Source organism: Streptomyces sp. NPDC060205 (assembly GCF_042728395.1).
GTDB lineage: Bacteria > Actinomycetota > Actinomycetes > Streptomycetales > Streptomycetaceae > Streptomyces.
Genome location: NZ_JBHWZP010000021.1, coordinates 28,546 through 41,238 on the forward strand (window position 1 = coordinate 28,546; position 12,693 = coordinate 41,238).

Here is a 12,693-nt window from a genome sequence, read left to right on the forward strand (position 1 = left end):
TCGTGACGCGAAGTCAACGGTGGCGGGCCCCGGGCCGCCTGGAGCCGACCATCAACTGATCGATGTCGAAATAAGTGGCCCAACGGGCTTGGTCTTCGTCGCCGCGACCAGGAGGCTGGCGAATTCGGCCGGTCGGCTCAGCCAGGGTGAGTGCCCTGTATCGATCTCCAGCGGGACCACGCCAAGGCGCTGCGCCTGTTGGCGCGCCAGGGCGGGAAAGCAGGTCGTGTCCTGCAAGCCCATGATGAAACTACGTGAGAGGTCGTGCTGCTTCCAGAAGTTCGGGACCGATACGGGGACCGCCAGAGGTGCCAACGGCTCCGGAACGAGCTTCGGAAAAACCCAGTCGACGAGATCTTCGGAGCAATCGTTGTAGAACGCCGCGACTGCGCCGGGGCGTTCGAAGTAGAACGCCTCGTTGCCTTCGGTCATCCGCATGTGGGTTTCCAGCTTCGCACCGTTTACGGCGTGCAGGTCCTCGATGTCTCCAGGGTTCGCTGACTCTCTCTCAAAAGAAAGCGGCATTCCCTCGACGGGGAGGATGCCGGCCACCAGGCAGAGATGTGAAACCAGCTCCGGCTGCTCGTTCGCGGCGAGGATGGCGATCACGCATCCGGACGAGTGTCCGACGAGTACGTCGCCAGGTTCCATGAGTTCGACGACGGCCTCGCGATAGGCTTCAAGCGTAGCTGTTTCGCTGAGTCTGCTTCCGTGGCCGGGAAGTTCCACCGACACCATCTCGTGGCCCAGCTTGACCATTTCGGGCTTCACGAAATCCCAAGCCCATGCTCCATGGCAGCCGCCGTGGACAGCCAGAAAACGCATCAGGTACCTTCTCGTTGAATTGGGTCACCAGCCAGGGACGGCCTTCGGTGCACATCCCTGTCGCTTGCGGCCCGGGTGTGGTCGTGTCGTACTACTTGCCGGGCCGTCCAGGAGCAGCGGCGTTCCCGTCCGCGCACTCGGCGACCGTCACATTCGTCGGGTACTCAAAGCGCGGTCCGATCCCAACAACCCTCACCAGGCACAGGTTCCGCCGACTCTCCTGTGCCTGGTGAAGTTCCTCAGGCGGCCTTTCCCGCTGATCCCGGTGGCCCGGTTCCGGTCTGGGCGAGGCGGGTTACACCTGAGCCATACCACCGTCGATGCAGAGCTCTGCACCCGTCATGAAGCTGCTCTCGTCCGAGGCGAGGAACAGTGCACCATGTGCGATCTCTTCGGGGAGCCCGAGGCGGCCCATGGGGACGAGGGTGCTCATCCGGGCACGGAGGGCCGCCGGATCCTGCCCGAAGTACTCGGCCTGTCCATCGATGATGAGCGTGTCGATCGGGCCCGGACTCAGCACGTTGACCCGAAGCCCCCGGTCGGCGAATTCCGCCGCCCACGTGCGCGCGTAAGAACGCACGGCGGCCTTGGCCGCACTGTAAGTACCTGCCCCCGGATCCCCCTTGAACGCCGTGATCGAGCCCAGCAGCACGATCGAGGCGCCCGTTCGCAGAAGCGGAAGCGCCTTTTGGACCGTGAACAACGTGCCGCGGGCATTGAGGTCGAAGGTGCGGTCGAAGTGTTCTTCGGTCACGTTCCCGAAGTTCGCCCGCTCGATACTGCCCGCATTCGCAACAAGCACATCGAGGTGCCCGCTCTCCTGACGGATCGATTCGACCAGCTTGTCGAGATCACCCGACGCGGTGGCATCCGCGACAACGGCGGTGACACGTCCCTCGATGGAAGCCTTAGCCGTTTCGAGTGCTTCCATCCGTCGTCCCGTGATGTAGACGTGGGCGCCTTCCGCGGCGAACCTTCGAGCGATCGCCAGCCCGAGTCCCGCGCTTCCGCCCGTGACGAGGGCCACCTTGTTCATGAGGCGCACAGCTTTCTCCTTCGATCGCGGCAGTTGGTGCCAGGTGCAGGAATTCGCGCATGCTGCTTCCGCAACTGGCATTGCAGGGTTTGCCGTTCAGTGCAGAAAACCGCTGTTCTGTGGTCTTCCGATGCCGACGGCCGCCCTAGGTGCGTGCCACGATAAAACGGATCGGCCATAGAGGAAAATAGTCTCACTGCATGGCCCGCATTGGCATTCTCTATGCCTTGACGCTGTGGACGACCTGCCGGGGGCGGGCGGGTCCTGCCCCAGGGTCTATGCGTGTAGTCGATTCGTCCGGTTGGTCAGGAAATTTCGAGGGCTGGCGGGGGCCGTTGATGGGTCGCGGGCGGTGTAGCGACAGGCTGCGAGCCGGACTGTCTGCTCGGCGCACAGACCGCTCAAACGCTGCCCTTCTTGATCACCTGTCCGGTGGCCGTCACGGGTCAGGAGCCGGAGGTGGCGGTCGTGCTGCGCCGCTTCCTGGAAGTCGGCGGCGGCGCCATACCTCTTCGCCCAGTCGGTCAGGGCGGCGATGAGTTCGGTGAGGGTTTGACCGTGGTCGATGAGGCTGTATTCGATCCGTGAGGGCGCCTCGGCATAGGCATGGCGTTCGGTCAGGCCGTAGCTCTGAAGTCTGCGCAGTGTCTGGGTGAGGACCTTGCGAGAGATGCCACCGACCAGGTCGACGAGTTCACCGTGCCGACGGGGTCCGCGACTGAGGGCGAACAGGACCACGACGTCCGGCTGTCTCGTGCATGGCCGAAGGTTACCAGGAGGTACCTATCGGCTCAGTAGCGTCTTTCCGCATGAGTACGTCGCACACGAAAACCTATGTTCTTGTCCATGGTGCCTGGCACAGCGGGCGTGTCTGGGACCGGGTGGTTCCCTTGCTCACCCGGGCCGGGCATCAGGTGTACGCCCCTTCGCTGACCGGCCACGGCGACAAGGAACACCTCCTCACTCCGGACGTCGACCTGGACACCCACATCGCCGACATCGTCGCGCTCCTCAGCGAGAGGGATCTCACCAACGTGGTCCTGGTCGGGCACAGTTACGCCGGGATGGTCATATCCGGCGTGGCCGGCGAGGTCCCGGACCGGATCGCGCATCTGGTCTACGTCGACGCGATGGTTCCGACCGACGGCGAGAGCGCGCTGGACGTCATACCCGAGAAGACCCAGCGACTGATCGACGTGGCCGCCGCCTCCGACGCCCCCTGGCGCATCCCACCCGTGCCGGAAATGCCCTCGCCCATGGGTCTGTTCGGGGTGACCGACCCGGAGGACACGGCGTGGCTGCGCACCATGCTGTCGGACGAGTCGGTGCGCTGCTTCCTGCAGCCGGTCCGGCTGGACAACCCGGCCGTGGATGCGATTTCCCGGACGCACATCCACTGTGTCGGCAGCGAACCGGGGGACGTCACGCGCCGCCCCGTTCCGGCCGGGCAGCCGGGCGGCGCTGCGTCGCAGGTGTGGGAGCTACAAAGCGGCCATGACTGCATGGTCACCGTGCCGGACGCACTCACCGACCTGCTGTTGAAGGCAGGCTGACGGGGTGCCGGTTGCCTGGCGCAGGGGCCTTGCGTGGCCGCGGTTTGAGCGAGATCGCCCGGTGATGGGCCGTCATGGCTGCTTGCTTCGAGACCGGATACAGGCGCACGCAGGCACGGGCTCGTTGATCATGTTGGTGTCGAGTCCACATGACCACAACCGAAGACCGTGCCTGCCGTCTCCGCGACACCACGTTCACCGAGGACGCCTCAAGGATCCGCAGCGGCGGCCTGCCCCGCACCATGGCCACCCTGCGCAACCTCGCGATCAGCGTGTTCCGCCAGGACGGCCGGACCAACATCGCCGCCGCCTGCCGTCATGCCGCCCGCGACCCACAGCGACCCCTGACAGCCCTCGGCATCACCTGATCAACCTGGACAGATCGACTACACGCAATAGCCCTGGGTCCTGCCCCCGCGGTCAGGCGGCCGGCGTGAGGCCGCGCACTCAGCGGCCCCATGCGCAACCCAGTTGCCGGGCGTCGGCGCGATGGCAGCGCGAGCGGACACTCAAACGGAAGCGGACCGGGTGAGAAGGTCCATGCCTGACCAGTTCTGCTGGTTGAAATGATCGAGCACGGCCTTCTCCGCCGGACTCGCATGGCGGCGCACGCCGACGAGGACGGGTTCGGTCAAGGAAGGCAGGAGTGGACGGGCCAGTTCTTCGAAGCCCTCCGGAAGGGCCGAAGCCGGGACCACGGTGACACCGAGCCCCTGAGCCACGAGCCGCACCGCCGTGGAGATCTGAGACGCTCGGGCCACCGTGTGCGTGCTGAGGCCCGCATCGGCGAGCAGCCGGGCGAGGTAGTCGTCGAGCAGGCTGGCGCGGCGGAACCGGATCCACCCCTCTGATGCCAAGTTCTCCAGGCGCAGAGCCGCGCCGCCCGCGAGAAGCGGGTGCCCTTTTGGCAGCACAGCGACGTAGGACTCCTCGCCTAGAGCGTGCACGTCGAATGCGCAGCCGGCGGGGACGCGGTGCACGAGAACCATGTCGAGGACGCCCTGGCGGGCGAGTCGTTCCATGTCCGCGGGGTCGGGCTCCTCGTGGAGCGTCACTTGCAGCTTCGGATGGCGATGGCGCAGCTGCCCCAACGCCTGAGGAAGCTGCCGAGCGCCCAGACCCATGTGGACAGCGATGATCACTTCGCCCGCCAGTTCCCCGGTGGCGGCGCGGGCGGCAGTGACGGCCCGCCGGGACGCGGTCGTCGCGATCGCCGCCTCCGCGAGGAAGGCCCGCCCGGCCACCGTTACCGTGACCCCGGCCGGAGTGCGAGTGAACAGCTTCACCCCGAGATGCTTCTCCAAGGTGCCGATCTGCTGCGACAGAGACGGCTGTGTGACTCGCAGGCGCTCCGCTGCCGCCGTCATGGAGCCCTCCTCGGCAACGGCGAGAGCGTATTCGTACTGCCGCAGATTCATTCGTCCGACCTTCGACCGCTATAGGCAACGCCAATACCCCGCACGGCACCTTACTGCGGTTCTCTATGCAAGAGCAGTCTTGCCCCCGGGCCGGTTCATAGTCTTGCCGATCATGGTCAGTTGCCGACCAACAGCGTGGCCTTGCCGCACGCAACGAAGCTCCGGCTGGTCCTGTTGAACTTCCCAAGTCGCCCGGAATCGCCGGAGCCTCGATGTGCCGCCAGTCCGCCACGACCTGACGGACTCCTGCACGCCCACGGCATCCCGGAAACGGGACTCATCACCTCCGAGGGAGAGCTGCGCAGCGACGGATTCAGCGACCGCAACCAAGGTGCCCTCATGAGATCGGGCACGGCAGTACGGCCTCTTGCAGGTAACGGGGCTTCGGTGTGAAAACGCCCTCAGCAGGCCCCTCGACAGTGCCCGCGCTCGGCTTCCGGTGGTGCGGCGGTCCGACTTCGTCGGCTGGTAGTGGTCGGAGCCGTCCTCGCAAGCACGGGGAGCAGGCGGGCTGGGAGGCTACGGGCGCCCAGCACGGTGTTCGAGCGTATAGCCACCGCGCGTCGCCGCTGATCAGCGGCGCGTGCCTCGAACGGATGCGTATCTGTCTGCCGCGGCCCATGCTCCGTGTACGCGCCCGCAGCGATGTCGCCGAGGAGTGTCGGGCCGGTGGGTGTGCAACTCGCGTGTGCGTGCGCTGCTCGTCGGCTGGTCGAGGCCGAAGAAGTGGCCGATCCAGCCGAGGTGCTCTGCGGCGTCCTCGGGCGGGACCGAAACGGTGGGCAGGCCTAGGAAGTCGCCGAGTGCGGAGGCTATGTCGCGTGAGGGGATGCCTTCCCCGGCGGCCGCGTGGACGCGGAATGCAGGGGGAGCCGTATGGAGCGCGAGCCGCACCAGGCGCGCGGCGTCGGCAACGTGGACCGCGGCCCAGCGGGAGGAACCGTCGCCGATGCATCCGGCAGGGCTGCGGGTGCGGGCGATGTCGACCGGCACAGAGACGAATCCGCCGTCGCCCGAGCCATGCACGGTGGGGGCGAACCGCAGGGCCACCGGCCAGACGCCTCGGTCGGCACAGGACAGGGCGAGGTTCTCGCTACCGCCGCGTACGGAGTCGGCGGTGCGACGGGGCGAGGCGTCGTCCTCCCTGGCGGAACGGCCGGGGGTCAGATGGACGAGGCCGGAGGCGAGCAGGAACGGCCGGCCGCTTCCCTCAATGGCATCGAGCATTCGCCGAACGGCCGCGCGTTCGGTACGCCCCGCACCCGCGTAGTCCGAGAAGTCATGCGTGAACGCGAGGTGGATGACGCCGTCGGCGGCTTCCGAAGTCCTGTCCGCGGGCACACCGATGAACGAAGTCATGCACGACGGTGTCCTCACCGCCCCGACCACGCCACCCCGCATGAGGCCGCACTGGCGGGGATACGTACAGGCGCCGCCCTGCTCGAACAACGCCGCGACTACGCCGCGCCGCGCGCATGGATCATCGAAACCACTCCCCCGCTGAGAGAACGCGAGCTGCTCAACTCGGCAGCGATGACCGCGGCGACATACCGGACGCTGCGCACACGTGGCGTGAGCAAGTCCGTCACGGGCAGGCGGTCGTGGCGGTGGGTCCAGCGGGTCAGTTGTTCCCAGCATTTGTGGTCGGCGAGGGCGTGTTTCGACGGTGACGCGGTCGGAGGACTGCCGGTGGAGGTCACGTTCAACTCTGCTGGGCAGTGCTCCCGGCCGCGGCCTTCTCGGAGGGGTGATCGCTTGCCCGCGGTGGTCACGGCACGGGCCGAGGTAGCCGTCGTCCAGGAGGACCTCGGCTCGGGGAAATGCTGGAAGCAGTCAGCGACGCCTTCGTGGCGGGTGGCCCTGGCGTCGTGCATCCGTGCAAGCCGCAGGGCCTAGGTCCATAGCGTGTGACCCCGCCAGTCGGCGATCACGGTGACCTTCATGGTGTTCTGCTCCCAGCACCGAAGGCGGTAAGTCGTGACGAAGATGGATCAGCGTGACCACCAGCCGGTCGGTGAACACCAGCTGGTGGCGGGCCCTGGCGTCCTCCGCCCGCCTGCGGACTCCGCCCCCTACAGCACGACGGCGCGGCCTTCAAGGCCAGCCTGCCATGCGCCGCCAACTCCTCGATCAGGCAGGCGAGATGACGCTATGAGGTCCCCATGAACAGCTGAGCAGAACCGTTGTCGGGTTCTGCTGCGCCGAACGCCACGCTCGCTCGTGTCCGCTCTCGATCGGTCAGCGTGCGGCCGAGTATGCCGGCACACATGACAGGGGCCGGGCCGAGGTGGCGCAGCGACGTCGAACAGTGTCGAATTCGACTGGCTGCGCGACTAAGGATGGAGGGCTTTTCGTTGGCCTGTGGCGGCGAAGCGTGCGATCGCGTCAAGGAGTCGGTGGCGCTTGACGGCGTGGGTGAAGTCCGGGGCTACAGCTGTTCCGTGAACGAGGTCGTCCCGAATCGCGGAGTAGGCGTGCGCCAGCGTGTGGATCGCTGTTTCGGCCAGGCCGGGATAGTCGTCGTAGCCGCTGGGCGGCGTAACCTCCGCAGGCCGACCGCCGTTGCGTGTGCCACGCACCGTGACCGGACCGATGTGCGGGAACTCGGCGGCGGTGATCTCAAGTCTCCCCTCCGTGCCGTCGATGATCAGAGAGAACCCTGCACCCGATGCCGCGCCTCCACGGTGGTGGACGGACAGGATCGCCCCGCCCGCCACGGTGCCCGAGATCGCGATCTGGTCCTCGGCGGTCATCGCAACGACCTGCCCGGTGCGCCCGAGGGGAACCTGCCGGCGCCGGGTCGCGGTCGTAGCGACCACTTCCTGAAGCTCGCCGACGACCATCGACACCAGGTCGATCGCGTGTCCGAACGCGATGGTCAGCATCGTGGCGCCGAGCTCGCGGTCGAGCGTGTAGACCATGTTCGCAGACACCGGAGTGCCCCATTCGGTCGATGACGCCACGACGGTGGCGGAGAGCACCTGCCCCACGAATCCTTCGGACACGAGGTCGGCCAGCCAGCGGAAGGTAGGCGAGGAGCGTCCCTGAAGACCGACGAAGGTGCGCGTCGTCCCGGCGGCACGCTCCATCTCCTCGGCCTCGCGCAGGTCGACGGCGAGCGGCCACTCGGAGAGCACCGGCACTCCCGCCTTCAGCACGGGCAATACGAGGTCCCGATGCTGAGGCACTTTGACGGCGACAACGACGAGGTCGACGTTCTCGTCGTCGGCGAGCTGCTCGACCGACGTGTACGCGGGTACGCCATACGCCGCTCCCGCGGCCTGGGCAGAGGCTTCGGAACTCGCCGCCAGCGCGCGAAGCTCGATCCCGTCGACGGCTCTCAGCGCGGGCAGGTGAGCCCCGGCCGCCCAGCCTCCCCTGGCGCTCAGGCCGACGATGCCGACCCCGATCGGCTTACGGAGGTCAGGCACCGAGCTGCCGCCTCAGGGTCTCGGCGTCGTGCAGGGCCGTCATGTGCACGAACCGCCCGTCACGAACCTGATAGATGGCGTACTCGACGATCTCGAACGAGGCGCCGGTGGGAGCCACACCGAGCCACTCCTTGGCGGGCGTGCCCGTGTTGGTCAGACGGGCGGCCAGGCGATCACCATCGATCGCGATCTCCCGGAGCTCCCAGTGGAAGTCCGGGACCGCGTCGATGATGCCGTTCAGCACAGCGATGACCTGGTTCCGCGTGCCCGGCTCGCCGTTCAGGGTGGTCTCGTCGTTGATGAACTCGTCCATGCGGTCGATCTCGTGGGCGTTGAGCGCCCCGATGTAGCGCAGGTAGAACTCGCGCAGGTCGGCGTCGGACATGATCTCCTTCTTCGGTCTCCGGAGCAGAGGTCGTGCTCGGTGTTGCGCGACGGCCCTTGACGGTTTCGTCGCGGTGCTCGTCGGCAGGGTAGGAACCACTGCGCGAAACTTCTGTTCCGTACGGTACAGAAGTTTTGCCGCACCGTCACGGCCCCCAAGGAAGGAGATTGCCCACCGCGGTGAGCGAAGGGGTGCAGCCGCTACGCAGGCCAGCCGAGCAACGCCGTGTCGACGATCTCATCGAGCTCGGCAGGACCGAGGCCGTTGGCAGCCTGCACCGCGATACCGAACCCCATCGTCATGATGAACCGGGCAAGGCGCCGAGGGTCGGCGTCGCGCGGAAGATCACCCTCGTCGACGGCGCGCCGGAAGCGCTCCTCAAGGCGGACCCCCGCGCCGTTGCGCCAGTCGACAAGCAGGTCGTGGACGGCCCGGCTCTCGTCGCTCGACGCCAGCGCACCCTGCACGGTCAGGCACCCGGAGGGTCCGCCAGAAGGGGTCGTGGTGCAGACCGCTCCACGGAGGAACGCCAAGGCCACAGCCCGCGCGGTGGGCTCCTCCAGGGCGCGCGTCGCGTAAGCGGCCGGCCCCTCGCCGTATCGCTGGAGAGCCTTGCGGAACAACTGCTCCTTGTTGCCGAAGGCCGCATACATGCTCGTCTTGGTGATCCCCATGGCGCCGGTCAGTTCGGCGAGGCTCGCACCTTCGTACCCTCGGGCCCAGAACACCCGCATCGCCCGTTCGAGCGCCTGGTCGATGTCGAATTCTCGGGGCCGGCCCATGACGGCCCTTCGGGAGTCACCCATCCCTCAAGCGTACCTCTCGGTACAGATGTACGCCGACCAGCAGTCTCATCCCGCCGAGGCGGCGAACGCAGTTCAGTACCGGTCGGTCTTGATGTGCTAAGTTCTGCACCGAACGGTACTTAACTGATGGGAAGGGAAGTCCGCGCCATGAAAGACGTTTCGCTCGGCAGCCTCAAGGTCTCTCGCATCGGTCTCGGAGCCATGGGAATGTCGGCGTTCTACACCGGCGCCGGCCAGTTCGACGACGAGTCCATCCGCACGATCCACCGCGCTCTGGACCTCGGGGTCACCCATGTCGACACCGCTGAGGGGTACGGCCCCTTCATCAACGAGGAGCTGGTCGGCCGGGCCGTGCAAGGGCGCCGGGACGAGGTCGTACTGGCGACCAAGTTCGGACTGATGTCCCACACCGGCGGCACGGCCCCGGACAGCACCCCGGCCAACATCCGTTTGGCCGTGGAGGGTTCACTGAAGCGCCTGCGCACCGACTACATCGACCTCTACTACCAGCACCGGGTGGACCCCGGTACGCCCGTCGAAGAGACCGTTGGCGCGCTGGCCGAACTGGTGGCCGAAGGCAAGATCCGCCACATCGGCCTGTCGGAGGCCGGCCCCGCCACGATCCGCCGCGCTCACGCCGTGCATCCAATCACCGCGGTCCAATCCGAATACTCACTGTGGACCCGCGATCCGGAGGCCGGGATCCTGCCTGTCCTGCGCGAACTGGGTATCGGCTTCGTGCCGTACTCCCCTCTTGGCCGCGGCTTCCTGACTGGCAGCATCCGCTCCCTGAACGATCTTGACACCGACGACTGGCGCCGCACCAACCACCGCTTCGCCGACGGCAACCTGGAACGCAACCTGCGCATCGTCGACGAGGTCCGGGCCGTAGCCGCCGAGATCGACACCACGCCCGCACAGGTCGCCCTGTCCTGGCTGCTCGCCCAGGGTGACGACATCGCGCCCATCCCCGGCACCAAGCGAGTCGCCCGGCTGGAGGAGAACGCCGCCGCCGACCGCATCGAGCTCACTGCCAGCCACGTCGCCCGCCTGAACGACCTGCCCCGGGCCTCCGGCGAGCGCTACGACGCCGACAACATGGCCGCCATCGACCGCTGAAGACGTACCACCACGTACACCGCGGGTCGGAATCCGGGCGAAATGTGCCGCGTTCCCATTGAGACTGTGCACATGCAGTACGCAGGTCATGGGACTGGGATGCGGGGTACTCGCGCTGGTCGTCGGCGCGTATCCATTTTGAGCGGGAGGAGTTGTTGATCGCTGAGCAGGTCCTGCACCGGCAGCCCGGGGCGCAGTACCGACGCGAACGGACTTCCCCCGCCTGGCCCGACCGCTCCCGTCGTCGCAGAGGTCGGTCCACCAGCGGTCGTCCTCGTGACGCAGCACCGGGGTGGCGAGGCTGCGACGCAGACCGTCGTTGATCAGAGCCGCAGCTTCGACCGCGTCCGCGTCCGCCCGTTCGAGCACCTCACGCACGGTCTCGCGCAATGCGCGGACTTCCGCCAGGTCTTCGAGGGTGAGACGCCGCGAACCGGTCTTTTGGTGCGCGGCCGACCCCGAGGCACCGCTACGGGATGGTCGTCAAGGAAGTCCCGAAGCTGCTCAGCGAGGACCTGCCGCGCGTCTGCCCTCCGGCCCTGTGCCTGCCCGAACTGGCCGACCTGTCCAACCCGCAGGTGACGGCCCACCGGACCCTGCATCACCTTGCTATGCGCGTCCGCAGCAATACGCGCCTGGTCGACCTCGCCGCTCCCACCAGCTGCAGGCAGCAGCCAACGTGCTCGTCAATCGCGGCCAGGTGCGCACCTGGTCCGACAAGCGGTGCGGGCGGGGGCCGCCACGAAGGGGGTCGTCAACGAGTTCGCCCCGCTGTCGCGGCGGACTCACGCCGGATGCGGCAGACCGGCGGCGTGGAACAGCCGGTCGCGGGAGGCCGCCGCCGCCTCGAAGACCGCCTCGCCGCGCTTGAGGACGCCGTCCTCCTTGAGGACCGTACCGGCGACGACGTTGCCGGCGTGGCCGCCCGCCACGATGGACGCGGCGGCGTGTGTCGCCGGCAGGAGGTAGGTCGAGCCGGATCATGATCAGGTCCGCGTCCTTGCCGGGTGTGAGGCTGCCGGTGCGGTCGTCGATACCTGCCGCCCGCGCGCCCTCGATGGCGGCGAAGGACAGCAGGTCCGCGGCGTCGAACGTGGGGAGACCGGGGAGGCGGCCCATGGGGCCCGCGGCGCCGGCGAGGACAAGCTGCTGGTAGGCGAGCGTGGCGCGCATGACGCCGAACATGTCTCCGCTCACGATCGTCTCGGTGTCCACGCTCAGGCTCGGGCGGATGCCCGCGGCCAGAAGCCGGTTGGTGGTGGGATGGCCGAGGCCCGGCATGAACGCCTCCAGCGCTCCGGCGACGGACGCGGTGGCGCCGTGCGCCGCCACCATGCGCAGTTCGTCGTCGGTCGACGTGCACAGGTGGATGAACGTCATGTCCGAGGCCAGCAGCCCCGTGTCCGCGAGTTGCCGCACGGCCTGCTGCTGCGCGCCCCACTCGCCGAGACCCACGTGCATGCTGATGCGCAGCCCCAGGTCACGCGCGAGACGGATGTCCTGCTCGGCCACGTGCAGCGTCGACAACTCCGGTCCGCGCAGCATGGCGTTCAGGGTGACCCGCGCGGAGTCGTCGGACAGCACCTCGTCGCGGATACGGCGGATGTCGTCCGGGTGGGTGTGCACGCTGCCGAACTGCCACTCTTCGGCGTTCGTCGACGGCCAGCCGTGGTCGAAGACGGCGCGGATGCCGGATTCCCAGTGCGCCGCGATGGCCGCGTCCGAGTGCGCGGGGCTGTTGCTGATGTGGGACTCGTCCCGCACGGTCGTGACCCCGGCGTCCAGGGACATCAGGTCTGCCGCGAGGTTGCCGATGTGGACGTCCTGGGGGTGAAGTACTGGCCGAGTCCGATCTGGATCTGGCTGCGGTACTCCTCGTACGTCCAGGCGGGGCCCAGATTGCGCAGGGCGCCCTGCCAGTTGTGGCGGTGTGTGTCGATGAAGCCGGGGAGGACGGCGCTGCCGGTGCCGTCGATGACGCGGGCGTGCTCGTCGGCCAGATCCGCACCGATGGCGACCAGCTTGCCCTCCGCCACGAGGACATCGCTCACGAAGGTGCCGAGCTTGTCGTCCTGCGTCATCACGTAGGCAAATGTGGCGGAGGTTCGATAGCCGAACGT

The 12,693-nt window shown here is 67.6% G+C and carries 12 protein-coding genes and 3 pseudogenes; 3 read left to right on the forward strand and 12 right to left on the reverse strand.

The features are described 5' to 3' along the window. Positions 1-51: 51 nt before the first annotated feature. From ACFWGJ_RS06015 to ACFWGJ_RS06025, 3 genes and pseudogenes are all read right to left on the reverse strand, one after another. Positions 52-825, reverse strand: a complete 774-nt coding sequence (locus ACFWGJ_RS06015; protein WP_387321359.1) for an alpha/beta fold hydrolase — start codon at positions 823-825, stop codon at positions 52-54. Positions 826-1,120: 295 nt separating this feature from the next. After that, entirely contained in the window at positions 1,121-1,861 is a 741-nt protein-coding gene (locus ACFWGJ_RS06020) for an SDR family NAD(P)-dependent oxidoreductase (protein WP_387321386.1), read from the reverse strand. A 474-nt stretch (positions 1,862-2,335) separates the two neighbouring features. After that, a pseudogene (locus tag ACFWGJ_RS06025) lies at positions 2,336-2,602 on the reverse strand (winged helix-turn-helix transcriptional regulator); the annotation flags it as partial. A gap of 68 nt (positions 2,603-2,670) precedes the next feature. On the opposite strand from ACFWGJ_RS06025, the gene ACFWGJ_RS06030 reads away from it, so the two are divergent. Next, the gene (locus ACFWGJ_RS06030; protein WP_387321360.1) at positions 2,671-3,414 is read left to right on the forward strand and encodes an alpha/beta hydrolase; all 744 of its coding nucleotides are present in this window, start codon (positions 2,671-2,673) and stop codon (positions 3,412-3,414) included. Positions 3,415-3,563: 149 nt separating this feature from the next. Continuing rightward, a complete protein-coding gene (locus ACFWGJ_RS06035) occupies positions 3,564-3,782 on the forward strand; it encodes a hypothetical protein (protein ID WP_387321361.1) in 219 nt (72 codons plus the stop codon). A gap of 141 nt (positions 3,783-3,923) precedes the next feature. On the opposite strand, the gene ACFWGJ_RS06040 is transcribed toward ACFWGJ_RS06035, so the two are convergent. The 6 genes and pseudogenes from ACFWGJ_RS06040 to ACFWGJ_RS06065 all read right to left on the reverse strand — a co-directional run bounded on the left by ACFWGJ_RS06040 (position 3,924) and on the right by ACFWGJ_RS06065 (position 9,454). Next, positions 3,924-4,832 (reverse strand): LysR family transcriptional regulator, encoded by a 909-nt coding sequence (locus ACFWGJ_RS06040; RefSeq protein ID WP_387321362.1) that lies wholly within the window; start codon positions 4,830-4,832, stop codon positions 3,924-3,926. A gap of 573 nt (positions 4,833-5,405) precedes the next feature. Next, positions 5,406-6,191, reverse strand: coding sequence for a 3-beta hydroxysteroid dehydrogenase (locus ACFWGJ_RS06045; protein WP_387321363.1), 786 nt, complete (start codon positions 6,189-6,191; stop codon positions 5,406-5,408). A gap of 224 nt (positions 6,192-6,415) precedes the next feature. Next, a pseudogene (locus tag ACFWGJ_RS06050) lies at positions 6,416-6,996 on the reverse strand (transposase family protein); the annotation flags it as partial. A gap of 169 nt (positions 6,997-7,165) precedes the next feature. Continuing rightward, entirely contained in the window at positions 7,166-8,263 is a 1,098-nt protein-coding gene (locus tag ACFWGJ_RS06055) for a Gfo/Idh/MocA family protein (RefSeq protein ID WP_387321364.1), read from the reverse strand. Beyond that, positions 8,256-8,648, reverse strand: a complete 393-nt coding sequence (locus ACFWGJ_RS06060; RefSeq protein ID WP_387321365.1) for an ester cyclase — start codon at positions 8,646-8,648, stop codon at positions 8,256-8,258. Before ACFWGJ_RS06060 ends, ACFWGJ_RS06055 begins: the two co-directional genes overlap by 8 nt. Before the next feature lie 200 nt (positions 8,649-8,848). Beyond that, positions 8,849-9,454, reverse strand: coding sequence for a TetR/AcrR family transcriptional regulator (locus ACFWGJ_RS06065; protein WP_387321366.1), 606 nt, complete (start codon positions 9,452-9,454; stop codon positions 8,849-8,851). 147 nt (positions 9,455-9,601) lie between these two features. Between ACFWGJ_RS06065 and ACFWGJ_RS06070 the strand changes: the two genes are divergently transcribed. Beyond that, positions 9,602-10,573, forward strand: coding sequence for an aldo/keto reductase (locus ACFWGJ_RS06070; protein WP_387321367.1), 972 nt, complete (start codon positions 9,602-9,604; stop codon positions 10,571-10,573). A gap of 297 nt (positions 10,574-10,870) precedes the next feature. Here ACFWGJ_RS06070 and ACFWGJ_RS06075 read toward each other — a convergent pair. The 3 genes and pseudogenes from ACFWGJ_RS06075 to ACFWGJ_RS06085 form a co-directional block, all read right to left on the reverse strand. Then, positions 10,871-10,951, reverse strand: a pseudogene (locus ACFWGJ_RS06075) (hypothetical protein); the annotation flags it as partial. A 231-nt stretch (positions 10,952-11,182) separates the two neighbouring features. Further along, entirely contained in the window at positions 11,183-12,364 is a 1,182-nt protein-coding gene (locus ACFWGJ_RS06080) for an amidohydrolase family protein (RefSeq protein ID WP_387321368.1), read from the reverse strand. Beyond that, positions 12,364-12,657, reverse strand: a complete 294-nt coding sequence (locus tag ACFWGJ_RS06085) for a hypothetical protein (protein ID WP_387321369.1) — start codon at positions 12,655-12,657, stop codon at positions 12,364-12,366. The genes ACFWGJ_RS06080 and ACFWGJ_RS06085 overlap by 1 nt, the downstream gene beginning before the upstream one ends. Between the last annotated feature and the right edge of the window lie 36 nt (positions 12,658-12,693).